Source organism: Nocardioides daedukensis (genome assembly GCF_013408415.1).
Taxonomy (GTDB): domain Bacteria; phylum Actinomycetota; class Actinomycetes; order Propionibacteriales; family Nocardioidaceae; genus Nocardioides; species Nocardioides daedukensis.
Genome location: NZ_JACCAA010000001.1, coordinates 876,222 through 900,913, shown reverse-complemented (window position 1 = coordinate 900,913; position 24,692 = coordinate 876,222). Strand labels below are relative to the sequence as shown.

Annotated in this window: 24 protein-coding genes; 21 read left to right on the top strand and 3 right to left on the bottom strand. The window is 68.8% G+C overall.

Annotated features, from left to right (window positions below; genetic code table 11):
- Positions 1-46 precede the first annotated feature (46 nt).
- On the top strand, positions 47-3,619 hold the full coding sequence (gene dnaE / locus BJ980_RS04400) for a DNA polymerase III subunit alpha (RefSeq protein WP_179501168.1): 3,573 nt from the start codon (positions 47-49) through the stop codon (positions 3,617-3,619).
- Between the two features lie 4 nt (positions 3,620-3,623).
- A complete protein-coding gene (locus BJ980_RS04395; protein WP_179501167.1) occupies positions 3,624-4,166 on the top strand; it encodes a hypothetical protein in 543 nt (180 codons plus the stop codon).
- Here the strand turns inward: BJ980_RS04395 and ybaK are convergent.
- Positions 4,144-4,644, bottom strand: a complete 501-nt coding sequence (gene ybaK, locus BJ980_RS04390) for a Cys-tRNA(Pro) deacylase (protein ID WP_179501166.1) — start codon at positions 4,642-4,644, stop codon at positions 4,144-4,146. The two genes, BJ980_RS04395 and ybaK, sit on opposite strands and share 23 nt — an antisense overlap.
- Positions 4,644-5,312 (bottom strand): LON peptidase substrate-binding domain-containing protein, encoded by a 669-nt coding sequence (locus tag BJ980_RS04385; RefSeq protein WP_179501165.1) that lies wholly within the window; start codon positions 5,310-5,312, stop codon positions 4,644-4,646. Before BJ980_RS04385 ends, ybaK begins: the two co-directional genes overlap by 1 nt.
- Positions 5,313-5,385: 73 nt before the next feature.
- Here BJ980_RS04385 and BJ980_RS04380 point away from each other — a divergent pair, with 73 nt between their 5' ends.
- The 7 genes from BJ980_RS04380 to hisF all read left to right on the top strand — a co-directional run bounded on the left by BJ980_RS04380 (position 5,386) and on the right by hisF (position 12,591).
- The gene (locus BJ980_RS04380; protein WP_179501164.1) at positions 5,386-7,257 is read left to right on the top strand and encodes an endonuclease/exonuclease/phosphatase family protein; all 1,872 of its coding nucleotides are present in this window, start codon (positions 5,386-5,388) and stop codon (positions 7,255-7,257) included.
- An 83-nt stretch (positions 7,258-7,340) separates the two neighbouring features.
- Positions 7,341-8,648, top strand: coding sequence for a histidinol dehydrogenase (gene hisD, locus BJ980_RS04375; protein WP_179501163.1), 1,308 nt, complete (start codon positions 7,341-7,343; stop codon positions 8,646-8,648).
- Between the two features lie 5 nt (positions 8,649-8,653).
- The gene (locus BJ980_RS04370) at positions 8,654-9,754 is read left to right on the top strand and encodes a histidinol-phosphate transaminase (protein WP_179501162.1); all 1,101 of its coding nucleotides are present in this window, start codon (positions 8,654-8,656) and stop codon (positions 9,752-9,754) included.
- Positions 9,751-10,362 carry an imidazoleglycerol-phosphate dehydratase HisB gene (gene hisB / locus BJ980_RS04365; protein ID WP_179501161.1) on the top strand — a complete coding sequence of 204 codons (612 nt, stop codon included), beginning with the start codon at positions 9,751-9,753 and terminating at the stop codon, positions 10,360-10,362. Before BJ980_RS04370 ends, hisB begins: the two co-directional genes overlap by 4 nt.
- A complete protein-coding gene (hisH, locus tag BJ980_RS04360) occupies positions 10,359-10,994 on the top strand; it encodes an imidazole glycerol phosphate synthase subunit HisH (protein ID WP_179501160.1) in 636 nt (211 codons plus the stop codon). The genes hisB and hisH overlap by 4 nt, the downstream gene beginning before the upstream one ends.
- Positions 10,995-11,086: 92 nt before the next feature.
- Positions 11,087-11,824, top strand: coding sequence for a bifunctional 1-(5-phosphoribosyl)-5-((5-phosphoribosylamino)methylideneamino)imidazole-4-carboxamide isomerase/phosphoribosylanthranilate isomerase PriA (gene priA / locus BJ980_RS04355; protein ID WP_179501159.1), 738 nt, complete (start codon positions 11,087-11,089; stop codon positions 11,822-11,824).
- Between the two features lie 5 nt (positions 11,825-11,829).
- Positions 11,830-12,591, top strand: a complete 762-nt coding sequence (gene hisF, locus BJ980_RS04350; RefSeq protein WP_179501158.1) for an imidazole glycerol phosphate synthase subunit HisF — start codon at positions 11,830-11,832, stop codon at positions 12,589-12,591.
- 29 nt (positions 12,592-12,620) lie between these two features.
- On the opposite strand, the gene BJ980_RS04345 is transcribed toward hisF, so the two are convergent.
- A complete protein-coding gene (locus BJ980_RS04345) occupies positions 12,621-13,043 on the bottom strand; it encodes a hypothetical protein (protein WP_179501157.1) in 423 nt (140 codons plus the stop codon).
- Positions 13,044-13,244: 201 nt separating this feature from the next.
- Here BJ980_RS04345 and BJ980_RS04340 point away from each other — a divergent pair, with 201 nt between their 5' ends.
- From BJ980_RS04340 to lgt, 12 genes are all read left to right on the top strand, one after another.
- Positions 13,245-14,882 carry a hypothetical protein gene (locus BJ980_RS04340; protein ID WP_179501156.1) on the top strand — a complete coding sequence of 546 codons (1,638 nt, stop codon included), beginning with the start codon at positions 13,245-13,247 and terminating at the stop codon, positions 14,880-14,882.
- 92 nt (positions 14,883-14,974) lie between these two features.
- Positions 14,975-16,774, top strand: coding sequence for an ABC transporter ATP-binding protein (locus BJ980_RS04335; RefSeq protein ID WP_343047684.1), 1,800 nt, complete (start codon positions 14,975-14,977; stop codon positions 16,772-16,774).
- Positions 16,771-18,549 (top strand): ABC transporter ATP-binding protein, encoded by a 1,779-nt coding sequence (locus BJ980_RS04330; protein WP_179501154.1) that lies wholly within the window; start codon positions 16,771-16,773, stop codon positions 18,547-18,549. Before BJ980_RS04335 ends, BJ980_RS04330 begins: the two co-directional genes overlap by 4 nt.
- Positions 18,550-18,560: 11 nt before the next feature.
- Complete coding sequence (gene hisI, locus BJ980_RS04325; RefSeq protein ID WP_179501153.1) at positions 18,561-18,938, top strand: phosphoribosyl-AMP cyclohydrolase; 378 nt, start codon at positions 18,561-18,563, stop codon at positions 18,936-18,938.
- A complete protein-coding gene (locus BJ980_RS04320; RefSeq protein ID WP_179501152.1) occupies positions 18,931-19,515 on the top strand; it encodes a Trp biosynthesis-associated membrane protein in 585 nt (194 codons plus the stop codon). The genes hisI and BJ980_RS04320 overlap by 8 nt, the downstream gene beginning before the upstream one ends.
- A 64-nt stretch (positions 19,516-19,579) precedes the next feature.
- Complete coding sequence (locus BJ980_RS04315; RefSeq protein WP_179501151.1) at positions 19,580-19,777, top strand: HGxxPAAW family protein; 198 nt, start codon at positions 19,580-19,582, stop codon at positions 19,775-19,777.
- Complete coding sequence (locus tag BJ980_RS04310; RefSeq protein WP_179501150.1) at positions 19,761-20,195, top strand: DUF2752 domain-containing protein; 435 nt, start codon at positions 19,761-19,763, stop codon at positions 20,193-20,195. The genes BJ980_RS04315 and BJ980_RS04310 overlap by 17 nt, the downstream gene beginning before the upstream one ends.
- A gap of 75 nt (positions 20,196-20,270) precedes the next feature.
- Complete coding sequence (gene trpC / locus BJ980_RS04305) at positions 20,271-21,101, top strand: indole-3-glycerol phosphate synthase TrpC (RefSeq protein WP_179501149.1); 831 nt, start codon at positions 20,271-20,273, stop codon at positions 21,099-21,101.
- Positions 21,101-22,324, top strand: a complete 1,224-nt coding sequence (gene trpB, locus BJ980_RS04300) for a tryptophan synthase subunit beta (protein WP_179501148.1) — start codon at positions 21,101-21,103, stop codon at positions 22,322-22,324. The genes trpC and trpB overlap by 1 nt, the downstream gene beginning before the upstream one ends.
- On the top strand, positions 22,282-23,118 hold the full coding sequence (gene trpA, locus BJ980_RS04295) for a tryptophan synthase subunit alpha (protein ID WP_218855405.1): 837 nt from the start codon (positions 22,282-22,284) through the stop codon (positions 23,116-23,118). Before trpB ends, trpA begins: the two co-directional genes overlap by 43 nt.
- On the top strand, positions 23,111-23,731 hold the full coding sequence (locus BJ980_RS04290) for an SCO family protein (RefSeq protein ID WP_179501146.1): 621 nt from the start codon (positions 23,111-23,113) through the stop codon (positions 23,729-23,731). Before trpA ends, BJ980_RS04290 begins: the two co-directional genes overlap by 8 nt.
- Positions 23,728-24,675, top strand: a complete 948-nt coding sequence (lgt, locus tag BJ980_RS04285) for a prolipoprotein diacylglyceryl transferase (protein ID WP_179501145.1) — start codon at positions 23,728-23,730, stop codon at positions 24,673-24,675. The genes BJ980_RS04290 and lgt overlap by 4 nt, the downstream gene beginning before the upstream one ends.
- The last annotated feature ends 17 nt before the right edge of the window (positions 24,676-24,692 follow it).

Genomic DNA, 24,692 nt, shown 5'->3' with positions numbered 1-24,692 from the left:
CCCCGCCAGCCGTCCGCGAATGACCTCGAAAGGCGTCCCCAGCTCCATGTCAGCAGCCTCCGGCGACGGGTTCGTGCACCTTCACGTGCACACCGAATACTCCATGCTCGACGGGGCCGCCCGCCTGGGAGACATGGCCCAGCACGTCGCCGAGCTGGGCATGCCGGCGATCGCGATGACCGACCACGGCAACGTGTTCGGGGCCTACGACTTCTACAAGAAGGCCAAGGACGCGGGCATCAAGCCGATCATCGGCATCGAGGCCTACTTCACCCCCAACATCTCCCGCTTCGAGCGCAAGGGCGTCAACTTCTACGACGGCGGTCCGGACGACGTCTCCGCGCGTGGTGCCTACACCCACATGACCCTGCTCTCGGAGAACACCGAGGGCATGCACAACCTGTTCCGCCTCACCACCGGTGCCTGGCGCGACGGCTTCTTCAAGCAGCCCCGGATGGACCGCGAGCTCCTCGCCAAGCACGGCAAGGGCATCATCGGGACGACCGGCTGTCCGTCCGGCGAGATCCAGGTCCACCTGCGTTACGGCCAGTACGACGCCGCGCGCCAGGTGGCCGGCGAGTTCCAGGACATCCTCGGCAAGGAGAACTACTTCCTCGAGCTGATGGACCACGGCCTGTCCATCGAGAACCGCGTTCGCGACGGCCTGCTCAAGCTCGGCAAGGACCTCGGCATCCCGCCGATCGCGACCAACGACTCGCACTACGTCCGCAAGGAGGACGCGAAGTCGCAGGAGCACCTGCTGTGCATCAACTCCGGGTCCACGATGGACATCCCGGCCGGAGACGGACCGGGCCAGCGGTTCGCGTTCTCCGGCGACGGCTACTACGTGAAGTCCCCGGCCGAGATGCGCGAGCTATGGGAGGGGAAGTACCAGCTCCGCGAGGCCTGCGACAACACCCTCCTGATCGCCGAGCGCTGCAACGTCGAGTTCACCGAGGGCAACGGCACCTTCATGCCGCGGTTCCCCTGCCCTCCGGGGGAGGACGAGACCTCGTGGCTGATCAAGGAAGTCGAGACCGGGCTGAAGTTCCGCTACCCCAACGGCATCCCGGACGACGTGCGCAAGCAGGCCGAGTTCGAGCTCGGCGTGATCACCCAGATGGGCTTCCCCGGCTACTTCCTCGTCGTCGCCGACTTCATCAACTGGGCCAAGGACAACGGGATCAGGGTCGGCCCGGGCCGTGGCTCGGGTGCCGGCTCGATGGTCGCCTACGCCATGCGGATCACCGACCTCGACCCGCTCAAGCACGGCCTGATCTTCGAGCGGTTCCTCAACCCCGACCGCGTCTCCATGCCCGACTTCGACATCGACTTCGATGAACGCCGTCGTGGTGAGGTGATCCGTTACGTCACCGACAAGTACGGCGACGACCGGGTCAGCTACATCGTCACCTACGGCACGATCAAGGCGAAGCAGGCCGTCAAGGACTCCAGCCGGATCCTGGCCTACCCCTTCTCGATGGGGGACCAGATCACCAAGGCGATGCCCGCCGCGGTGATGGGCAAGGACGTCCCGCTCAAGGAGATCTTCGATCCCGAGCACAAGCGCTACGGCGAGGGCGGCGAGTTCCGCACCCTCTACGACGGGAACCCCGACGTACGCCGTGTCGTCGACACCGCGATCGGCATCGAGGGCCTCAAGCGCCAGTGGGGCGTGCACGCTGCCGGTGTGATCATGTCGAGCGAGCCGCTGCTCGACATCATCCCGATGCTCAAGCGTCCCGCCGACGGCGCGATGATCACCCAGTTCGACTATCCGACGTGTGAGTCGCTGGGCCTGATCAAGATGGACTTCCTCGGGCTGCGCAACCTGACCGTGCTCGACGACGCGGTCAAGAACATCAAGATGAACCGCGACGAGGACGTGGTCCTGGAGGAGCTCGAGCTCACCGACCCCACGACCTACGAGCTGCTCCAGCGTGGCGACACCCTCGGCGTCTTCCAGCTCGACGGTGGCCCGATGCGGGCACTGCTGCGCTCGATGCGCCCCGACACGTTCGAGGACATCTCCGCCGTTGGTGCGCTCTATCGTCCCGGACCGATGGGCGCGGACTCGCACAACAAATATGCGCGCCGCAAGACCGGTCGTGAGCCGGTGGAGCCGATCCACCCCGAGCTCGCCGAGGCCCTCGAGGACGTCCTGGGCGAGACCTACGGCCTGATCGTCTATCAGGAGCAGGTGATGGCGATCGCGCAGAAGCTGGCCGGCTACACGCTGGGTCAGGCCGACCTGCTTCGTCGAGCCATGGGCAAGAAGAAGAAGGCCGAGCTGGACAAGCAGTTCGAGACCTTCTCGGGGGGCATGCAGGAGCGCGGCTACTCGATGGCCGCGATCAAGACCCTGTGGGACATCCTGCTGCCGTTCTCCGACTACGCCTTCAACAAGGCGCACTCCGCGGCCTACGGCGTCGTCTCCTACTACACCGCCTTCCTCAAGGCGAACTACCCGGCCGAATACATGGCCGCGCTCCTGACGTCCGTCAAGGACGACAAGGACAAGATGGCGATCTATCTCAACGAGTGCCGCCGGATGAAGATCAGGGTGCTGCCTCCTGACGTCAACGAGTCCGCGCACAACTTCACCCCGGTCGGCACCGACATCCGCTTCGGCCTCACCGCAGTGCGCAACGTCGGCAGCAACGTCGTCGACGGCATCGTCGAGGGCCGGGAGAGCAAGGGCCGCTATGCCGACTTCAACGACTTCATGGACAAGGTCCCGGTGGGGGTCTGCAACAAGCGGGTCCTGGAGTCACTGATCAAGGCCGGCGCCTTCGACGAGATGAAGCACAAGCGCCGTGCACTGGTCGCCATCCACGAGACCGCCGTCGACCAATATGTCGACATCAAGAAGAACGAGGCGATCGGCCAGGACTCGCTGTTCGCCCAGTTCGACAGCATGGACGGCGGCGTCGCCTCCTCCGGCTTCGGCATCTCGGTCACCGTCCCCGACATGGACGACTGGGACAAGATGACCCTGCTCAGCCACGAGCGGGACATGCTCGGGCTCTATGTCTCCGACCATCCGCTGATGGGACTCGAGCACGTCCTCTCCCAGGGCACCGACTGCTCGATCGGTGAGCTGATGCTCGACGAGGAGCGGCCCAACGGGTCGCAACTGACGGTCAGCGGCCTGGTGACCTCGGTCCAGCGCAAGATCACCAAGCGCGGCGACGCATGGGCCACCGTGACGCTGGAGGATCTCGACGGCGCCATCGAGGTGCTGTTCTTCCCGAGCAGCTACCAGCTGGCCAGCCCCTACCTGGCCGAGGACTCGATCATCCGGGTGAAGGGCAGCCTGAGCAAGGACAAGGACCAGCCCGAGATCCGCGCCCAGGAGGTCAGCCTCCCGGACATCAGCGAGGGACCCAACGGTCCGGTGGTGATCTCGCTGCCCTCGACCAGGTGCACCGCACCCGTCGTGGAGCAGTTGCGGGAGGTGCTCGGCACCCACCCCGGCATGTCCGAGGTCCAGCTCCGACTGCTCAGCCGGGGTTCGACCACCGTGATGCGGCTCGACGACCGGCTCCGAGTGACCCAGAGCCCGGCCCTGTTCGCCGACCTCAAACAACTCCTGGGACCGGGCTGCCTTGGCCAGTGAACTGATGCAGCCGACGCGCCAGACCAGCAAGGCCGTGCTGCAGGCCGTGATCGTCGTGGCGGCCTTCCTCGTGGCAGGCGCCGCCTGCGGGTGGTTGTGGCACCAGATCTGGGCGCCCGCGCCCACTGGCTTCGCCTACCAGAACGAGCCGGTCTTCGACGACGACGTGGTGTTCAGAGGCACCGGGCTGCACATGGTGATCGGTCTCGCCGCGGGCCTGGTCCTCGGTGCCGTGGCGACCTGGTTCTTCGAGGCCGACGAGGTGCTCACCCTGGCTGCGGTCGCCCTCGGATCCGTCGCCGCTGGCTGGCTGATGGTCGCCGTCGGCTCCGCACTCGGCCCCGAGTCGATGTATGACGCGGCGAAGGGTGCCGAGGACTTCACCGTGATCAAGGCGAACCTCGAGGCGGGGAACCTGGTGCCGTGGATCGCGTTCCCCGGCGGCGCCCTGGTGGGTGCCGTCGTGGTCCTGGTCGCCTTCACCTCCGGCCCGGCAGCGCGATCACAGCACGCCGAGCACCCGATCACCGACCGATACGAGCCGTGATCGCGCCGGTCACCCGCACCAGATCCGCAGGGGCGAGGCCGAGGTCGAGGCCGCGCCGCCCACCGGAGACGTAGACGACGGAGTGCTCGAGCGCACTCGCGTCGAGCACGGTCGGGTGGGTCTTCTTCTGACCGACCGGGGAGATGCCCCCGACCACGTAGCCGGTGGCTCGCTGTGCCGCCGCCGGGTCGGCCATCGTGCAGCGCGAGGCGCCCACGGCACGGGCCAAGGCCTTGAGATCGAGCTGGCCGGTCACCGGAACGATGCCGACCACCAGCTGTGCGCCGGTGTCGGCCAGCAGCGTCTTGAAGACCTGCGCCGGCTCCAGCCCGAGCAGCTCAGCGGCCTCGAGGCCATAGCTGGCCGCACGTGGGTCGTGCTCGTAGGGATGCGCCGTGAACTCCACCCCGGCGGCACCGAGCGCGACCGTGGCCGGCGTACCGGCACTGCCCGCACGCGGTCCGGACCGCTTGGCCATCAGTTGGGGCACCAGCTCGTGCGCGACACCTCTGTGGCGGGAAGGCAGGGCAGCGCAGTCATCGCACGCACCTCCTCGTGCAGCATGTCGGAGAGCATCACCAGGCGCAGGCTGGCGTCCTCGGCCTCCAGCAACGACTGCCGCTGGCCCATCGTCAGCAGACAAGTCGCCGACAGCGTCCAGGAGAGGTACGTCGGGTCCTGCGGCAGGTCGCCCATCAGTACGTCCTCGCCCCGGATGCCGGACAGGACCTGCCGATAGTCGTCGAATCGCTGCCGGGCACGGGCCGCGATCAGCGGATCGACCTGCTCCTGGTCATCGATCAACACCTCGACGTCCCCGGCCAGGAACTCACCGGTCGTCTCCAAGGCATCGAGCCGGAGGCGGGATCGACCGACAGCGACGATGTCGAAGCTTCCGTCGCGCTGCTCCTCGACCTCGGTCAGCTGGAGGATGCAGCCGATCCGGTGCAGCGACTGGCCGCCTCGTTCACCCACCTCATAGCCCTCCCGGATCGCGCAGGAGCCGAAGACGCGCTCGGCCGGATCGGGGTTGCGCAGCAGTTCGTGGACCAGGGCCCGGTAGCGGTCCTCGAACACCCGAAGCGGCACGGAGATCCCCGGGAACAGCACCGTGTTCAGGGGGAAGAGGGGCAGCTTCTCGGTCATCTGGCCAGCGTATCGGGTGCCCATGGGTAGGGCAGGATGTCGCTGTCAACCATACGAACGCAGGAGCATCTTGATGAGACGTGTCGTCGCCGTGGCAGCCGGGTTCTGGTTGCTGGTCGACCTGTTGCGGGTCTGGACACCCTCGTTGATCACCATCTTCGGGCAGGCCGCCTCGACGCCTGCCGAGCTGATGGGAGCCTTCGCGCTCGGCTGCGTGCTGGCCGGTGTGCTGCCCCGGGTGGGTGTCCGGTTCGGGTTGCCGGCGACACCGACCCTGCGCGCCGCGCTCCTGGTTGCCCTGGCCTGCCGGATCGCACTCATGCTCACCGACGGGGGAGAGGCCCAGCTGTGGCTCGCCTCGGTCGGTGTCGCCGCCGCCGTGGCCTGGACGGTGCTGGCCGCCGAGCAGTACGGCGACGAGCTGGTCCAGGGCTTCCTGGCCGCCCTCGTCCTCGCCGCAGTCACCCACGCCGCACTGGGCACCTGGGCCGCGGTCTGGCGCGATGATCCCTGGGGTTGGGCGCTGCTGGCGGTTCAGGTGGTGCTGGTCCTGGTCACCGTGCGCGAGGAACCCAGCGGTCCTGCCCCGGCCCGACTCGCCCTGGCGCTTCTGCCGGCCTTCCTGATTGCCGGGGTCTGGGCAGCCAACCCGGCCCGGGGCTCGGTCGTCTCCGAGGCAGGAGGGCCGATGGTGGTGGTGCTGGCCACGATGGTGGCAGTGGTGCTGGCCCGGTTCGCCCCGCTCCGTCCGGACCTGGTCCGCCGGGCGCTTCCCGTGGCCGGGGGGCTGCTCGCCGTGACCTCCGCGCTGGTGCTGGTCCCGCTCGAGACCCCGGCGTGGAGCGTGGTGGCCTACGCGTTGGCGATGCCCTGCCTGGCCCTGCTGCTGCTCGGCATCGGCCAGGTCGGCAGGACCGATCCAGGGCATCGGTCCCCGGCTGTGGCTGCCGCGTGCGGCGCCGTGCTGTGGGTGGTGCTCTTCTTCGCCTACTACGCCGGATATGACCTCGGCTATCGCGCCGACCTGCTGATCGTGGCGCTCGCACTCGCCCTCGTGGGGATGGCTGTCACCTCTCGGGACCTGTCCGCGATCGAGGTCGACGCGTCGCCGCGGCCGGCACTGCGTGCAGGGGCGGGAACGATCGCGATCGCGCTCATGGCCGCACTCTTCGGGCCCTACGTCACCGTCGCGGCGGTGGTTGAGGACGACATCTCCGGCGCCGGTCAAGGCCTACGGGTGGTGTCCTGGAACCTGCGGATGGGTTATGGGATGGATGGGGAGTTCGACCCCCGGGCGGTTGCAGCCCAGATCGCCGACCAGGACCCCGACGTCGTACTCCTCAGCGAGGTCGATCGCGCGTGGCTGCTCAACGGCGGCCAGGACCAGCTCGCCATCCTGGCGCGGCTGCTCGACATGGAGGCCCATTTCGGGCCAGCCGCAGACGCGGTCTGGGGCGATGCGATCCTCACCGACCTGCCGGTCGGGGAGGTCAGGTCCCGCCCGATGGACTCGTTCGGAGCCGTCACCGGTGCGCAGGTGCTCAGCGCGACGATCACCAAGGACGGCCAGGACTATGACGTGGTCTCCACGCACGTCCAGCCGCACCCGAGCAAGGACGGTGAGGACGGGGCACTGGCCCAGGCACTGGTCATCTCGGGTCTTGCGCTGCGCCTGCACGACAGCGGTAACCCGACCGTGGTCGGAGGCGACTTCAACCTCGAGCCCGGCGATCCGTCCTGGGACGTGATGACCGGCACCGGTCTCAGGGACGCCCTGGCCGAGGCGCGCCCGTTGCCTACCTCCCCGGCCGACCGACCCGAACAACAGATCGACCACGTCTTCGCCAGCCCGGAGCTGAAGGCCAGCGACCCGGTCGCCTTCGGTGGCGAGTTGTCCGACCACCGAGGGGTCGCGGTCACGCTCACCACCGACGCTGATGCCTGACAGGTGAGCAGTCAGTGACCGGCAGTGACCATGCCCGCAGGCTGTGCCGATGAGCTGAAGGGCGTGCACCTAGAATCGACACCATGATTCGCCGCATCGATCTCCGTGGACGCACTGCTGCTCCCGTCGAGTACCGGAGCGTGGTTCCGCGCTCCGAGTTCGACGTGGAGGCGGCGATCCATGTGGTCCGGCCGATCTGTGACGACGTACGCGACCGGGGCGTCGAGGCGATCGCCGAATATTCCGCGAAGTTCGACGGTGTCGAGCAGACCGACATCGCCGTGCCGCGCGAACGACTCACCCAGGCCCTGGCCGATCTCGACCCCGACGTGCGCGCCGGTCTGGAGGAGTCGATCCGTCGACTCCGGTTGACCTGTGAGGCCGAACTGGAGAAGGACGTCGTCACCGAGCTCGGCACCGGCGCCACCGTCACCCACAAGCTGGTCGCGGTCAACCGGGTCGGGCTCTACGTCCCGGGCGGACTCGCCCCGCTCGTCTCCAGCGTGATCATGAACGTCGTGCCGGCCCAGGTTGCCGGCGTGCGGTCGATCGCGCTCACCTCCTCGCCGCAGAAGGAACACGACGGACTCCCGCACCCGACGATCCTGGCTGCCTGCGAGCTGCTCGGCGTCGAGGAGGTCTACGCCGTTGGCGGCGCCCAGGCGATCGCCATGTTCGCCCACGGTGCGGGCCCATGCGCCAAGGTCGACCTGGTCACGGGACCCGGAAACATCTACGTCGTCTCGGCCAAGCGCCTGCTCAAGGGCCTGGTCGGCATCGACTCGGAGGCCGGTCCCACCGAGATCGCCGTGCTCGCCGATGACACCGCCAACGCTGCGTACGTCGCGGCCGACCTGATCAGCCAGGCCGAGCACGACCCGCTCGCCTCCGCGGTCCTGGTCACCCCCGACGAGCAGCTGGCCGCCGATGTCGAGGCAGAGCTGGACAAGCAGGTCTCCGCGACCCGCCACGTCGACCGGATCCGCACCTCGCTTGCCGGCCAGCAGTCGGGCATCGTCCTGGTCGACGACCTCGAGCAGGGCCTGGCCGTGGTCGATGCCTATGCCGCCGAGCACCTCGAGATCCAGACCCGCGACGCATCCGAGTGGGCGGCCCGGGTGACCAACGCCGGCGCGATCTTCGTCGGCTCGTTCGCCCCGGTCTCGCTGGGTGACTACTGCGCCGGCTCCAACCACGTGCTGCCCACGGCCGGCTGTGCCTGCCACTCCTCGGGCCTGTCGGTGCGCTCGTTCCTCAAGGCGGTGCACATCGTGGACTACACCCGCGAGGCGCTGGCCGAGGTGGCCGACCACGTCGTCAACTTGGCCGAGGCCGAGGACCTGCCCGGCCACGGCGCCGCCGTACGGGTCCGCTTCGAGAACCAGGACTGAGCCGGATGAGCACACCTTGGCCACCGCTGCGCGCTGAGCTGCAGGGCATCGAGCCGTACGGCGCCCCGCAGCTCGACCTGCCCGTCCAGCTGAACGTCAACGAGAACCCCTACGGTCCCTCGCCGGAGGTCGTCGCCGACATCGCCTCCGCCGTCGCCGCCGCGGCGAGCACGCTCAACCGTTATCCGGACCGGGAGTTCACCGAGCTCCGGGCCGGGCTGGCCGCCTATCTGAACACCGATGGCGGCAACGCGATCACACCCGAGATGGTCTGGGCCGCGAACGGCTCCAACGAGGTCATGCTGCAGCTGTTGCAGGCCTTCGGCGGCCCCGACCGTACCGCACTCAGCTTCGCGCCGACCTATTCGATGTATCCCGAATATGCCCGCGACTCCAACACCACCTGGGTCGTCGGGCACCGCGAGGACGACTTCTCCCTCGACCTCGATCACGCCCGGGACCTGATCCGCCAGCACCGGCCCCACGTCGTGCTCCTGCCGTCGCCGAACAACCCGACCGGCACTGCGCTGTCGCCGGAGGTGGTCGGCGTCCTGTGCGAAGAGCTGGGCGAAGGGCTGCTCGTCGTCGACGAGGCCTACGGCGAGTTCCGTCGCTCCGGCACCCCGAGTGCGCTCGAGCTCCTGCCCACCCACCGCAACCTGATCGTGTCGCGCACGATGTCCAAGGCGTTCGCCCTGGCCGGGGCCCGACTCGGCTACCTGGCCGCGGCGCGGGAGATCTGCGACGCGATCAGGGTCGTGCGCCTGCCCTACCACCTCTCGGCGGTCACCCAGGCGACCGCGCTGGCCGCCCTGCGGCACGCGCCGGAGCTGCTCGGTAAGGTCGACGAACTGCGCCTCGAGCGCGACGCATGCGTAGTCTGGCTGCGCGAGCAGGGCCTCCAGGTGGCCGAGAGCGACGCGAACTTCGCGTTGTTCGGCACCTTCGAGGACCGGCACGCGGTGTGGCAGGGACTGGTCGAGCGGGGCGTGCTGATCCGGGAGACCGGCCCCGACGGCTGGCTCCGGGTGTCGATCGGCACCGCAGACGAGATGACGGCTTTCAAGAACGCACTGACCGAGGTCATGAAGGAGATCAACCGATGAGCAGGACCGCGCGGATCGACCGGGAGACCAGCGAGTCGAAGATCCACGTCGAGCTCGACCTCGACGGCACCGGCAAGAACCAGATCTCCACCGGGGTCGGCTTCTACGACCACATGCTCACCGCGTTCTCGCGCCACGCCCTGGTCGACCTCGTCGTGCACGCCAGCGGTGACACGCACATCGACTCGCACCACACGGTCGAGGACACCGCGATCGTGCTCGGCCAGGCGATCCGCGAAGCGCTGGGGGACAAGAAGGGCATCCGCCGGTTCGGCGACGCGACCGTGCCGCTCGACGAGGCACTCGTCCAGGCCGTCGTCGACGTCTCGGGTCGGCCCTACTGCGTGCACACCGGTGAGCCCGAGGGCCAGGAGCACGTGCTGATCGGCAACCCGGCCGGCAACTTCTTCCTCGGCTCGCTGACGCGCCACGTGTTCGAGTCGATCTCCTTCCACGCCCACATCGCCCTGCACGTGCGGGTGCTGGCCGGCCGCGAGCCGCACCACGTCGTGGAGACCCAGTTCAAGGCGTTCGCTCGTGCCTTCCGCGACGCGATCGCCTTCGACCCGCGCGAGACCGGAGTGCCGTCCACCAAGGGCGCTCTGTGACCAAGCCCCACGTCGCCGTGCTCGACTACGGGTCGGGCAACCTGCGCTCAGCCGTGCGCGCCATGGAGCGGGCCGGCGCAGAGGTCACCCTCACGACCGACCGTGCGGTCGCACAGGAGGCCGACGGCCTGCTCGTGCCCGGGGTCGGTGCCTATGCCTCCTGCATGGCAGGCCTGCGCGAGGTCCGTGGCCACGAGGTGATCGGTCGCCGGCTCTCCGGGGGACGACCCGTCCTGGGCATCTGCGTCGGCATGCAGATCCTGTTCTCCCGCGGTGTCGAGCACGGGGTCGAGACCGCCGGCTGCGACGAATGGCCGGGCACCGTGGAGCGGCTGCAGGCTCCCGTCGTACCCCACATGGGGTGGAACACCGTCGAGGTTCCCGAGGGGAGCTCGCTCTTCGCCGGGATCACCGACGAGCGGTTCTACTTCGTGCACTCCTACGGCGTGCGCGAGTGGGAGCTGGAGACGAACAACCGCACCCGGGCGCCACTGGTGACGTGGGCCGAGCACGGTGGTGACCGGTTCGTCGCGGCCGTCGAGAACGGTCCACTCTCTGCCACCCAGTTCCACCCGGAGAAGTCCGGTGACGCCGGAGCCCAGCTCCTGCGCAACTGGGTCCAGTCGCTCTGACCTGTCCGGACACCCCGGAAACCCCGCCGCGGGGCGACCACGGTGCAGGACCTCGTACGGGCGGTCTGCCGATGCCGCCTAGGATCAGCCGCATGAGTGACTACTTGGAGCTGCTGCCCGCCGTCGACATCGCTGGCGGCCAGGCCGTCCAGCTGGTTCAGGGTGTGGCCGGCTCGGAGAAGAAGTTCGGCGACCCGATCGAGGCGGCCCTGCGGTGGCAGGAGGCCGGTGCCGAGTGGCTGCACCTGGTGGACCTGGACGCCGCCTTCGGGCGCGGCAACAACCGTGAGCTGCAGGCCAAGATCGTCGGCACCCTAGACATCAAGGTCGAGATGAGCGGCGGCATCCGCGACGACGAGTCGCTGAAGGCCGCGATGGACGCAGGCTGTCGCCGGGTCAACATCGGCACTGCCGCCCTGGAGCAGCCCGAGTGGTGCGCCAAGGCGATCGCCGAGTATGGCGACCGGGTCGCGATCGGCCTCGACGTCCGGGGCCGGACGCTGGCCGCCCGCGGCTGGACCCGCGAGGGCGGGGACCTCTACGAGGTGCTGATCCGCCTCGACTCCGAGGGCTGTGCCCGCTACGTCGTCACCGACGTCAACAAGGACGGCATGCTGCAGGGCCCCAACCTCGACCTGCTCCACGACGTATGCGCTGCCACGATGGCGCCGGTCGTGGCCTCCGGCGGGATCACCGAGCTCGCCGATCTCCAGGCGCTGCAGGGCCTGGTCGACGAGGGCGTCGAGGGCGCCATCATCGGCACCGCGCTCTATGAGGGTCGCTTCACGCTCGAGGACGCCCTCGCGCTGACGCTCCCCACCCAGGCCTGAGCACCGTGTCGCTCGCCGTACGGGTCATCCCGTGTCTCGACGTCGATGCCGGCCGCGTGGTCAAGGGCATCAACTTCAAGGAGCTGCGCGACGCTGGGGACCCGGTCGAGCTGGCCCGCACCTATGACGCCGAGGGCGCGGACGAGCTGACCTTCTTGGACATCTCGGCCTCCCACGAGGGCCGCGCCACCACGATGGAGATCGTCTCCCGCACCGCCGAGGAGGTCTTCATCCCGTTGACGGTCGGCGGGGGAGTCTCCTCGGTCGAGGACGTGGACCGTCTGCTCCGTGCCGGTGCGGACAAGGTGGCGATGAACACCGCCGCCATCCGTCGCCCCGAGCTGATCGCCGAGGTCGCCGACCGGTTCGGCAACCAGGTGCTCGTGCTGTCGGTCGACGCCCGTCGGGCTTCCGGCACCGACTCCGGCTTCGAGGTCACCACCCACGGTGGTCGCCAGTCGGCTGGCATCGACGCCGTCGAATGGGCTGCCCGGGCGAGTGAGCTCGGCGCGGGGGAGATCCTCCTCAACGCGATGGATGCCGACGGCACCCAGGACGGCTTCGACCTGGAACTGATCCGGGCCGTACGCCGTGAGGTCACCATCCCGGTGATCGCCTCCGGTGGTGCAGGATCGACCGGGCACTTCCCACCTGCGGTCGATGCCGGCGCGGACGCTGTACTGGCGGCAACCGTGTTCCACTTCGGCACCCTGCGCATCGCCGACGTGAAGGACGCTCTGGCCGGCGCGGGACACCCCGTTCGCTGAGGGATGGCGACTCGAAGCAACCGCGCTGGCTAGTCGATCGTGACGGTCAGCCGACCGTGTGTGTTCACCAACATCCAGCGGTGGTCACTGGCGGCCCATGCGTTGCCACGAGTTCGTGCCTTGGCGGCCCACGCTGAAGCCTCCGGCAGCCATCGTTCGATGATCTGCGATTCGAGATCCGCACGATTCGCCGACGGAACCGCGTTCCACCTCATAAGGAGGCGACCACCCTCTGGTGCACTGTTCGCGCCCTCGAAGATTCTGGACCGTCCGTCACCGACCCAGTAGAGGTCGAAGACCATCGACGTGGTTGAGCCTTTCTCGATGAGCGCCGGCCCGAATGACAAATCGTCCAGACGCGCGCCGTGCGCGCGAAGCGCCTGCTCGATCTGCCCTAGCTTCGCCGCGTGGGAGTAAATACGCTGCAACCGGCACCTGGAGTAGACCTCCACGGGAATTCGGTTTCCTCGCTGGACATGGAGTCACATTATCCGCGCGCGGCCGTTGGCGGAGGGCTCGACAAGGTTCGCGACGGGTGTTGGCGGCAGGCTTCGAACCTTCACCAACGGACTTTCTCGCCAGGTGTCCACATTCCGGGATTCCTGGGTCGATCCAAGGCGTCAGTGTCAGTGGTCCCTGATTGACTTTCTCACATGAGCAATTTGGCCGACTTCGACGCGAGAGCCTTGCTGGCGTTCGCCGAATCGACCCTGCTCAAGCGCCGCAAGCTGGAAGTCGACGACCTCGCTGCCGGGGCGCGCTGGGCCGTGCTGCACGGTGCGGACCCCACCACGGAGCCCACCGGAGGGCGGGGTCGGGGTGGACCGAAACTCGTGCAGATCGGTGGCGAAGGCACCCCGAGGGTCCAGGACCTGTGCCTGGCCGAGCTCGCCATCTCCCGCCAGACCCACGCACTTGCCACCAGGTGGCTGGTGGCCGATGCGCTTGACCTGATCCACCGACTGCCACGGTGCTGGGCCGTGGTCACGGCGTGGCAGTGTGAAGTCTGGGTTGCTCGCAAGCTCGCCAGGACCACCCGCCACCTGAGCGTGACGGAGGCCGCCAAGGTTGACGTCGCGGTGGCCCCTGCCTTGGCCGGTGAACAGCCCGGCCGGTTCTTCACAATCCTCGAAGCGAAGATCATCGAGGCCAATCCGGAAGCCTGGGCCGCGCGGATCGAGGCCGAGCAGGCCCGCCGCTACGTGTCACTGGGTCGGGTCGACGAGACCGGCCTGCGTCATGTCATCGCCCGCGTCGAACACGGCGATGCCGTCTGGGTGGACGCGCTGATCAACCGCATCGCCGACATTCTGGCGGCCCGCGACATCGACGCTGGTGTCGAAGCCAGGGGTCGCGACATGCTGCGCTCGCTGGCCTTCGGCTGGCTCGCCCGCCCAGCTGAGCTCCTCGCGCTCCTCCTTGAGCACGCGGAGCAGGACGACACCCCGCCCGCGCCTCACCCCGACGACCTTCAACCTGACGACCTCCACGCTGATCCCGAGGGTGAGAACTGCGCCCCCGAGGGTCCTGACGACACGGGCGACACGAGCGCGAGCACCGCGGACGATAAGTGGGCCGGGCACCAAGCCGTCCCAACGGTGGATGACGCTGAGCCGGATGAAACAGATGCCGAGCCGGGCTCCGAATGGGTCCGCGGGTTCCCACAACGACTCCTGGACACCTTGAAGCAGATCAATCCCACCAAGCTCCGCCCGCGCGCGGTGGTCTACGTCCACCTGCACCAAGCGGCGCTCGACACGGGCACCGGTGTCGCTCGCGTCGAGGACGGTGGCGGCCCGCGGCTCGTCCAGCAACTCGCCGGACTCCTGGGCACCGCCGACATCACCCTCAAGCCGGTCATCGACCTCAACGACCGGGTCAGCATCAACGCCTACGAGCATCCAGAGTGGCTTCGTGAACGCATCCACCTGATCGCGCCGGCAGAGCCGTTCCCGTTCTCGACTCGGGTCAGCCGCATGGGCGACATCGACCATTGCACGCCCTACACATTCGGACGTGACGGACAGCCCCCTCCGTCTGGGCAGACGGGGGAGCACAACGCGGGCCCGCTGGGGCGCTATGCGCACCGGGTGAAGACGCACGCCCAATACACCGTGCGACAGCCCAGGCCAGGGACCTATCTCTGGCGTACCCCGAACGGCAAGCACTTCCTCGTCGACCACAACGGCACTCACGCCATCGACGAGCAGTGCGCGCGCGACCTCAGCCGTCCATCGTTGCTGGAGCAGCGTCTGGCCCTCGTGCTGTTCGACCACCGAGTCGCGGCCTGAGGAGATCCACATCGACGAAGTACCACAGGAATTGTTCAGTCACCCGCAACGTTGGCATGCTGGTCGATCGGGTCGCGAGCGAAGGGAAATCGGTGAGTTCATCGAGCACGGCGCGCGCGTCGACGATGCGGGACGGTTTCCGGGTCCTCGGGATCGCGATCCGCAAGGAACCGTGGGTGTTCACCGTCTCCACCCTCGGCAGCATCCTCTTCGGCGCACTCACCGTGGCCGACGCCTGGGTGCTCGGGTGGTCGACCGAGCACGCGATCATCCCCGCCTTCGAGACCGGTGAGATCGACTCCTCGATCCTGTGGGCCGTGCTGGGCCTCTTCGTCGGGGTCGCCATCCTGCGTGCAGTCGGGATCGTCGCGCGCCGGCTCGGTGCGGGGATCATGCAATACCGGATGCAGGCACACTCGCGTCGAGCCGTGACCCGGCAATACCTCAAGCTCCCGATGGAGTGGCACCAGCGCCACCCGACCGGCCAGTTGCTCTCCAACGCCAACTCCGACGTCGAGGCCGCCTGGTTCCCGATCGCGCCGCTTCCGATGGCAGTCGGCACGGTCGCGATGATGGTGATCGCGATCGTGCAGATGCTCCTCGCCGACTTGGTCCTCGCCCTGGTCGGTCTGCTGGTCTTCCCGGTCGTGATCGTCGCCAATGTCGCCTACCAGCGGGCCTCCTCGCCACTGATGACGCGTGCCCAGCAGTTGCGCGCCGAGGTCAGCGAGATCGCCCACGAGTCCTTCGACGGCGCGATGGTGGTCAAGACCCTCGGTCGCGAGGGCGAGGAGACCCAGCGGTTCGCTGCCCGAGTCGCCGAGCTGCGCGAAGTGCTGATCCGGGCCGGTCGGATCCGCGCCATGTTCGACCCGGCGCTCCAGGCCCTCCCGAACATCGGGGTGCTGGTGGTGCTGGGCGTGGGTGTCTCGCGCGTGGTCAGTGGCGCCACCGACGCCGGGTCCGTGGTCACCGTGGCCTACCTGCTCACCATCGTCTCCTTCCCGATCCGCTCGATCGGCTGGCTGCTGGGCGAGTTCCCGCGCAGCGTGGTCGGCCATGCCCGGGTCACCTCGGTGCTCGAGGCCACCGGGGAGATGGAGTACGGCGACACGAGGATCCCGCGCAGCAGCGCCGGCGCCGCGCTCGCCGTGGACAAGGTGGCCTACGCCCACGAACCCAATCAGGACCTGCTCGACGACGTCACCTTCGACGTGGCTCCCGGTCGCACCGTGGCCCTGGTCGGCCCGACCGCATCCGGCAAGAGCACGCTGACCAACATCCTCACCCGCCTCGTGGACCCCCAGGAAGGGTCGGTCAGGATCGACGGCGTCGACCTGCGCGAGCTGGCCTCCGGCGAGCTGGCCGGCACCGTGTCCGTCGTACCCCAGACCGCGTTCCTCTTCGACGACACCGTCCGCGGCAACGTGACCCTGGGCGCCGACGCCACCGATGCCGAGGTCTGGGCCGCCCTGCGCACGGCACAGGCCGACGGCTTCGTCTCCGCCCTCGCCGACGGCCTGGACACGAAGCTGGGGGAGCGCGGCACCTCCCTGTCGGGCGGGCAGCGACAGCGTCTCTCCCTGGCCCGAGCGCTTGTTCGCAGGCCGCGCCTGATGATCCTCGACGACGCCACCTCGGCGGTCGACCCCGAGGTCGAGGCGCGGATCCTTGCCGGCCTGCGGGACGGGGACCAGGACACGACGCTGGTGGTGGTCGCCTATCGCAAGGCCACCATCGGCCTGGCCGACGAGGTGATCCACCTCGACGGTGGACGCGTCGTGGACCGGGGCACGCACGCCGAGCTGCTCGAGCGCAGCCCCGCCTATGCCCGGCTGGTGAACGCCTACGAGAACGAGAACGAGACCGAGACCGTCGGGGGTGAGCGATGAGCACCGTCGATTCCGGTGAGTCCATCAAGGCGATGGCCACCATCCGGCGCGGCATGGAGATCTCCCCGGAGCTCCGGCAGGGACTGGGGCTGACCCTGTTCCTGGCGGTCCTCTCCACCGTCGGGCAGCTCGTGGTCCCGATCGTCGTGCAACAGACCCTGGACCGGGGACTCGACGGGCCGCAAGGACCGGACACCGGGTTCATGCTGTGGATGGGCCTGCTCGCCGGATGCGCGATCGTGCTCACCAGCGGCGCGTCGTACCTGATGACCACCAGGCTCTTCCGCTCCGCGGAGAGCGGCCTGGCCACGCTGCGCACCAAGGCCTTCCGGCACGTGCACGACCTGCCGCTGCTGACCCAGAACACCGAGCGTCGCGGCTCCCTGGTCTCGCGGGTCACCGGCGACGTCGACACCGTCAGCCAGTTCCTGGTCTTCGGCGGGGTGATGATGATCGTGTCGATCGGCCAGATCTTCGTGGCCACCGCGTTGATGGCGTACTACTCGTGGCAGCTGACGATCGTGGTGTGGGTCTGCTTCGCTCCGCTGCTGCTCTCCCTACGCTTCTTCCAGCAGCGGCTCTCGGACGCCTATGGCGTCGTACGCCGCCAGGTCGGCGCGATGCTCTCGGCCGTCAGCGAGCCCGTGGTCGGCGCAGCGGTGGTGAAGTCGTATGCGATCGAGGCCCGCACCCAGGAGCGCATCGACATCGCGATCAAGGCCAACCAGGACGCGGCGACCAAGGCACAGGGCTTCACGGCGTTCTCCTTCTCCCTCGGTGGCCTCTCCGGCGGCCTGGCCAACGCCGGCGTGATCATCGTCGGCATCTGGCTCGGCTTCGCCGGTGACATCACCGCAGGAGAGGTGGTCGCCTTCGCCTTCCTGGTCACCTTGTTCGTCTCACCGATCCAGATGGGCACCCAGATCCTCACCGACGCCCAGAACGCGATCGCCGGCTGGCGCCGCGTGATCGGCATCCTGGATACGCCCGCCGACCTGGTCGACCCGGGGGAGAGCGGTGAGGTCCTCCCGCGTGGACCCATCGATGCCGAGCTCCGCGGCGTCACCTTCGCCTATCCCGGTGGACCCGACGTCCTGCACTCGGTGGACATGCACATCGAGGCCGGCACCCGGATCGCCATCGTCGGCGAGACCGGGTCCGGCAAGTCCACCTTCGCCAAGCTGCTGACCCGGCTGATGGACCCCAGCCGGGGCGAGGTGCTCCTCGACGGGATCGACCTGCGCCAGATCCGTCAGGCCTCACTGCGCAGCTCGGTGGTGCTCGTCCCGCAGGAGGGCTTCCTCTTCGACGACACCCTTCGGGCGAACGCGCGCTACGGCAAGCTGGACGCCACCGACCAGGAGATCCGGGCATCCGCCGACGAGCTGGGGCTGGGGGACTGGCTCGACGGGCTGCCCCAGGGCCTCGACACCCGGGTCGGGCAGCGGGGCGAGTCACTCTCGGCAGGCGAGCGGCAGCTGGTCGCGTTGCTCCGCGCCCACCTCGCCGATCCGGACCTGCTGGTCCTCGACGAGGCGACCAGCGCCGTCGACCCCCAGCTGGAGATGCGGATCGGGCGTGCCCTGGAGCGACTGATGTCGGGACGTACGTCGGTCACGATCGCGCACCGGATGAGCACCGCCGAGAACGCCGACGAGGTGGTCGTCGTCGACCGTGGCCGCATCGTCCAGCGCGGCCACCACACCGCACTCCTGGCAGAGGGCGGCATCTACCGCGGCCTGCACGACTCTTGGGTCGCGCAGCAGGGCCGATAGGCTTGACGACTGTGACCGACCCCGCCGAAGCACCTGTCGAAGTACCTGCCCTCGACCCAGCCATCGCGGCCCGCCTGAAGCGCACCGCCGACGGCCTGGTGCCCGCGATCGTGCAGCAGCACGACACGGGCGAGGTGCTGATGCTCGGCTGGATGGACGACAAGGCCCTCGCGCTGACCCTCGACACCGGGCGGGCGACCTACTGGTCCCGCTCGCGCAACGAGTACTGGATCAAGGGCGAGACCTCCGGACACCGGCAGTGGGTCAAGGACGTTCGCCTGGACTGCGACGGAGACACCCTCCTGGTCAAGGTCGACCAGGAAGGCGCCGCCTGCCACACGGGCGATCGGACCTGCTTCGATGCCGACCGGTTGGGCTCCGATGCCTGAGCCGCGCAAGACCTTCGGACCGATCGTCCTGCTCGGTCTCTCGGCGGGCACGCTCTGTGCCGTCGCGGGCAGCAAGGACTGGGCCGCGCTCGACGACACCGAGGAGCTCGCCCAGAACCCAGCCGCCTCCCAGCTGCTGGAGACCGGCACCGCCGCGGAGATGCCGCTGGCTGCGGCGCTCAGCCTCGTCGTACTGGCGTTGTGGGGAGTCCTGCTGGTCACCCGCGGTGTCGTACGCCGCGTGGTCGCCGTCCTGGCGACGCTCGCCTCACTGGGCCTGCTGGCCACTGTGGTGGCGGGCCACTCCTCGACCCGCAACGGGGTCGAGCAGGCATTCGCCGACATCGGCGTGGAGACCACCGTCCACATCACCGGCTGGTGGTGGGCCGCGTTGGTCGGGGCCGTCCTGGCCGTGCTGGCCGGCATCCTCGCCGCCCGCCACGCCCCGCACTGGCCGGCAATGGGCAGCCGCTACGACGCCCCCGGAGCCGCTGCGGCAGGGCCGGTCCGGGTCGACGAGGCGAACACCACGGAGCTGTGGAAGGCCATCGACGAGGGCCACGACCCGACCGCCTGAGCAGGTGCCCAGGGCATGTCTCTAGACTGTCCTGCGACAGACCCCGCGCAAGAGGAGTTCACGCATGTCCGACAACCACGGCAACACCCCCGCAGCCTGGACCGCTGTCGTCATCGGCCTGGTCGCGTTCGTGGTCGCTGGTGTCGGCCTGATGCTGAGCCCGATCAACCTCACGATCTTCTGGGTCGGCATGGTCCTGCTGCCCGTGGCGCTGATCGTGTTCGTGATCATGACGAAGATGGGCCTTGGCGAACAGCGCTGAGGTCACCCACATCGCCCAGCGAAGCCGCCGGGCGAGGCTGGTCGCGCCACTCGGACTCGCAGCAGCGGCCGGGTTGGCCACCGTCGCCCTGCACCTGCGGGATCCGCACGTCGAGGGCTCCTGGGGCCAGTGCCCGCTCAACTACGTCACGGGTTGGGACTGCCCCGGCTGTGGCGGCCTGCGTGCGGTCAACCACCTGACCAACCTGGACCTGGCCGGAGCCGCGTCGAGCAACCTGCTGTTCGTGGTCTCCATCCCGGTGCTGGTCGCCCTGTGGTTCGTCTGGACCCGCCGGGCCTGGCGCGCGGACACCGCGCCGATGCAGTTCTCCACCCCGGCCACGGCCGTGGTGCTGATCGTGTTCGCAGTGTTCGCCGTCGCGCGCAACACACCGTGGGGTGCCTGGCTCGCTGCCTGACCGGCCCTCGGCCACTGTGTGACCGTCACCGTCGAGGTGACAAACTTGGCCCGTCCCTGATCCTGGAGGTTGTGCATGTCCGTGCTCGACGACATCGTCGCGGGTGTCCGGATCGATCTTGCCGAGCGCGAGGAACGCATTCCGTTCTCCCAGATCAGGTCCCTGGCCGAGCAGGCCCCGCCCGTCCGTGACCCGATGGCGCACTTCCGCGCGCCCGGGATCAGCGTGATCTCCGAGGTCAAGCGGAAGAGCCCCAGCAAGGGCGAGCTCGCCGACATCTCCGACCCGGCAGTCCTTGCCGGCGCATACGAGCGTGGCGGAGCCGCTGCGATCAGCGTCCTCACCGAGAAGCGTCGGTTCAACGGAAGCCTCGACGACCTGCGCGCGGTCCGCGCCGCCGTCGACACCCCGATCCTGCGCAAGGACTTCATCGTGACCAGCTATCAGCTGCACGAGGCCCGCGCGGCCGGGGCGGACCTGGCGCTGCTGATCGTCGCGGCACTGACCCAGTTCGAGCTCGAGAGGCTGCACGCCGAGGCCCGGGGTCTCGGCCTGACGGTCCTGGTCGAGGTCCACGACGAGGAGGAGACCCGACGGGCGGTCGACCTCGGTGCCGAGCTGATCGGGGTCAACGCCCGCAACCTCAAGACCCTGGCCGTCGACAACGACACCTTCTCTCGCCTTGCGCCGATCATCCCCGACGACCGGATCCGGGTCGCCGAGTCCGGGATCAGCGGCCTTGGTGACGTCGAGCGCTTCGCCGCCGAGGGAGCCCGCGTGGTCCTCGTCGGGGAGGCCCTGGTCAAGGACGGCGACCCCGAGGCCACCGTGCGCGCGATGAGCGCCGTGGCCACGCCCAGCGCGCGCACGCACTCGAGCAGCAACGAACCGGAAGCAGGAGCCTGATGTCATACGAGGCCGACGACCGCGGATTCTTCGGGAACTTCGGGGGCCGGTTCATGCCGGAAGCCCTCGTGGCCGCCCTCGATGAGCTCACCGTCGCCTGGGAGGAGGCGATGGCGGACCCCGAGTTCACCGGCGCCTTCGAGGCGATCCTGCGCGACTACGCGAACACCCCGAGCCCGCTCTACCACGCCGAGCGGCTCTCGGAGAAGGTCGGCGTGAGGATCCTGCTCAAGCGCGAGGACCTCAACCACACGGGTGCGCACAAGATCCGCAACGTGCTCGGCCAGGCGATGCTGACCAAGCGGATGGGCAAGACCCGGGTCATCGCCGAGACCGGTGCCGGTCAGCACGGTGTCGCCAGCGCGACCGCCGCCGCCTACTTCGGTCTCGACTGCACCGTCTACATGGGCGCGGTCGACACCCGGCGCCAGGCACTCAACGTGGCCCGGATGCAGCTCCTCGGCGCCAAGGTGATCCCGGTGGAGTCCGGGTCGGCCACGCTCAAGGACGCCATCAACGAGGCCCTGCGTGACTGGGTGGCCAGCGTCGACCACACGGCGTACCTCTTCGGCACCGCCGCGGGCCCGCACCCGTTCCCCAGCATGGTCCGTGACTTCTGCCGCGGCATCGGTGACGAGGCCCGCCAGCAGAGCCTCGACCAGTACGGCGTACTGCCCGACGCCATCGCCGCCTGCGTCGGTGGCGGCTCGAACGCGATCGGCCTGTTCACCGCCTTCCTCGACGACGAGGACGTCAAGATCTATGGCTTCGAGGCCGGCGGCGACGGCGTGGAGACCGGACGCCACGCCGCGACCATCGGCGCGGGGGAGAGCGGCGTGCTGCACGGTGCCCGCACCTACGTGCTCCAGGACGAGGACGGCCAGACCATCGAGTCGCACTCGATCTCGGCCGGCCTGGACTACCCGGGCGTCGGTCCGCAGCACTCGCACCTCAGCCAGGTCGGCCGCGCGGCCTACCTCTCGGTCACCGACGCGGAGGCGATGGACGCACTGGCGCTGCTCGCCCGCACCGAGGGGATCATCCCGGCCGTCGAGTCCGCGCACGCCCTGGCGGGTGCGCTCCGGGTGGCCGAGGAGCTCAAGGCCGAGAAGGGGCCGGACGCGACCATCCTGGTCAACCTCTCCGGCCGCGGCGACAAGGACATGGAGACCGCAGTCGAATGGTTCGGCCTCGGTGCCGAGGACGAGGGGACGGACAAGTGAGCGCCGCGATCGCCTTCGAGAAGGCCCGCACGGAGAACCGCAGCGCCCTGGTCGGCTACCTGCCCGCCGGGTTCCCCGACATCGACGGATCCATCGAGGCGATGAGGACGATGGTCGCGGCCGGATGCGACGTGATCGAGATCGGCCTGCCCTACAGCGATCCGGTGATGGACGGCCCGACCATCCAGGCCGCCGCCCAGCAGGCGCTCGAGGGTGGCATCCGGATCACTGACGTCCTGCGCACGGTCGAGGCCGTCGCCGCCGCGGGTGTGCCGACCCTGGTGATGACCTACTGGAACCCGGTCGAGCGCTATGGCGTGGACCGATTCGCAGCCGACCTCGCCTCCGCGGGTGGTGCCGGACTGATCACCCCCGACATCACTCCCGACTACGGCCAGGACTGGATCGCCGCGGCCGACGCCCACGACCTCGACAAGGTGTTCCTGGTCTCGCCGTCGTCGACCGACGAGCGGATCGCGATGACCACCGCCGCGAGCCGTGGCTTCGTCTATGCCACCGCAGTGATGGGGGTGACCGGCGCGCGCACCAGCACCAGCGACCTGGCCGGCCCCCTGGTGGCGCGGACCAAGGCCACCTCCGACCTGCCGGTGGGCGTGGGGCTGGGTGTCTCCAACGGGGACCAGGCCGCCGAGATCGCAGCCTTCGCCGACGGCGTGATCGTCGGGTCGGCGTTCGTGCGCACCCTCCTCGACGCCGGTACGGACCGTGCGGCGGGTCTCGCCGCGCTGGGCGCGCTCACCGAGGACCTCGCCGGGGGCGTACGCCGTGGCTGATCGCAACAGCACCGGCATCCTCGCTGCCTCGGGGATGGCCCTGGCGCTCCTGCTGACCGGCTGCTCGGGCGGCGACGAGGGCAGCAAGCCGCTGTCGTCCAGCGACGTGGGCACTCCCTGGGTGGTTCCGGACACTGACCTGAAGGACACCTCCGGTGCCGACTACCGGTTGACGGACGGCACCACCAAGCCGGTCACCCTGGTCTTCTTCGGCTACACGAACTGCCCGGACATCTGCCAGATGGTGATGGCCAACATCGCCTCGGCGATGACCCGTCTCGATGACGATGAGCGCAAGCAGGTCGAGGTCGTCTTCGTGACCACGGACCCTGCCCGCGACACCGAGAAGGTGCTGGGGGACTACCTCGAGCGCTTCGACCCGACGTTCATCGGTGCGACGGCGAAGATGGACCGGATCCTCGAGCTGGGCAAGGCGTTCAAGGTGGCCATCGAGAAGGGCGAGAAGCTGCCCAGCGGTGGGTACGACGTCACCCACGGCACCCAGGTCTTCCTGGTGGACGAGAACGACGAGATCCCGATGTTCTGGGGCCAGGACACCTCGTCCGCGGTCTTCGCGCGTGACATCTCCACCCTGCTGAAGGCGGATTCATGATCCTGCAGTCCATCCCGAGCCCCTCCGACTCGGTCTGGGAGCTCGGGCCCCTCCCGATCCGGGCCTACGCCCTGTGCATCATCCTCGGCGTGGTCGCCGCGATCTGGGTCGGCGAGAAGCGCTGGGTCGCCCGCGGCGGCAAGCCGGGGCAGATCCAGGACATCGCGATCTGGGCGATTCCCTTCGGACTGGTCGGCGCCCGGCTCTACCACGTGATCTCGGACTACCACCTCTACTTCGGTGAGGGGAAGGACCCGATCACCGCGCTGTACGTGTGGCGCGGTGGCCTGAGCATCTGGGGCGCGATCGCGCTCGGCGCGCTCGGTGCCTTCATCGGTGCCCGCACGATGGGCCTGAGGTTCACCCCGATCCTCGACTCGCTGGCCCCGGGCGTGCTGCTTGCCCAGGCATTCGGCCGCTGGGGGAACTACTTCAACCAGGAGCTCTTCGGCAAGCCGACCGACAAGCCCTGGGGCCTCGAGATCGACGTCGCCAACCGGCCGACGGGTTATCTCGACCACGACACCTTCCACCCCACGTTCCTCTATGAGTGCGTGTGGAACCTCGGTATCTTCGGGATCCTGATCTGGGCCGACGCCAAGTTCAAGCTCGGCTTCGGCCGGGTGATGGCGCTCTACGTCGCCGGCTATACGCTGGGGCGTGGCTGGATCGAGTACATCCGCATCGACGACGTACAGATGGACGACGTCTTCGGCCTGCGACTCAACGTGTGGACCTCGATCATCCTGTTCGTCCTCTCGGTCGCCTACTTCATCTGGTCCACGAAGCGCCGCCCGGGACGCGAGGAGAGCGTCTTCCTCGACCCGGCCGCCGAGTCCGTGGATGACGCTGCTGGCGAGTCAGCGGACGCAGCCCCTGCTCCAACGCGTGACGCGGACCGGGGCGCCGACGGTGGAGTTGACCCTGAGCAGTCCGACAGGTGAGCCTCGCCTTCGGTGAC

Coding starts and splice junctions, on each gene's coding strand:
- lgt (WP_179501145.1), top strand. CDS start 23,728: ATGATCCTGCAGTCCATCCCGAGCCCCTCCGACTCGGTCTGGGAGCTC.
- priA (WP_179501159.1), top strand. CDS start 11,087: ATGAGTGACTACTTGGAGCTGCTGCCCGCCGTCGACATCGCTGGCGGC.
- hisD (WP_179501163.1), top strand. CDS start 7,341: ATGATTCGCCGCATCGATCTCCGTGGACGCACTGCTGCTCCCGTCGAG.
- hisB (WP_179501161.1), top strand. CDS start 9,751: ATGAGCAGGACCGCGCGGATCGACCGGGAGACCAGCGAGTCGAAGATC.
- BJ980_RS04340 (WP_179501156.1), top strand. CDS start 13,245: ATGAGCAATTTGGCCGACTTCGACGCGAGAGCCTTGCTGGCGTTCGCC.
- trpC (WP_179501149.1), top strand. CDS start 20,271: ATGTCCGTGCTCGACGACATCGTCGCGGGTGTCCGGATCGATCTTGCC.
- dnaE (WP_179501168.1), top strand. CDS start 47: ATGTCAGCAGCCTCCGGCGACGGGTTCGTGCACCTTCACGTGCACACC.
- BJ980_RS04315 (WP_179501151.1), top strand. CDS start 19,580: ATGTCCGACAACCACGGCAACACCCCCGCAGCCTGGACCGCTGTCGTC.
- trpB (WP_179501148.1), top strand. CDS start 21,101: ATGTCATACGAGGCCGACGACCGCGGATTCTTCGGGAACTTCGGGGGC.
- ybaK (WP_179501166.1), bottom strand. CDS start 4,644: ATGGCCAAGCGGTCCGGACCGCGTGCGGGCAGTGCCGGTACGCCGGCC.
- BJ980_RS04380 (WP_179501164.1), top strand. CDS start 5,386: ATGAGACGTGTCGTCGCCGTGGCAGCCGGGTTCTGGTTGCTGGTCGAC.
- BJ980_RS04320 (WP_179501152.1), top strand. CDS start 18,931: ATGCCTGAGCCGCGCAAGACCTTCGGACCGATCGTCCTGCTCGGTCTC.
- BJ980_RS04370 (WP_179501162.1), top strand. CDS start 8,654: ATGAGCACACCTTGGCCACCGCTGCGCGCTGAGCTGCAGGGCATCGAG.
- BJ980_RS04385 (WP_179501165.1), bottom strand. CDS start 5,312: ATGACCGAGAAGCTGCCCCTCTTCCCCCTGAACACGGTGCTGTTCCCG.
- BJ980_RS04395 (WP_179501167.1), top strand. CDS start 3,624: ATGCAGCCGACGCGCCAGACCAGCAAGGCCGTGCTGCAGGCCGTGATC.
- BJ980_RS04330 (WP_179501154.1), top strand. CDS start 16,771: ATGAGCACCGTCGATTCCGGTGAGTCCATCAAGGCGATGGCCACCATC.
- trpA (WP_218855405.1), top strand. CDS start 22,282: ATGGTTCGGCCTCGGTGCCGAGGACGAGGGGACGGACAAGTGAGCGCC.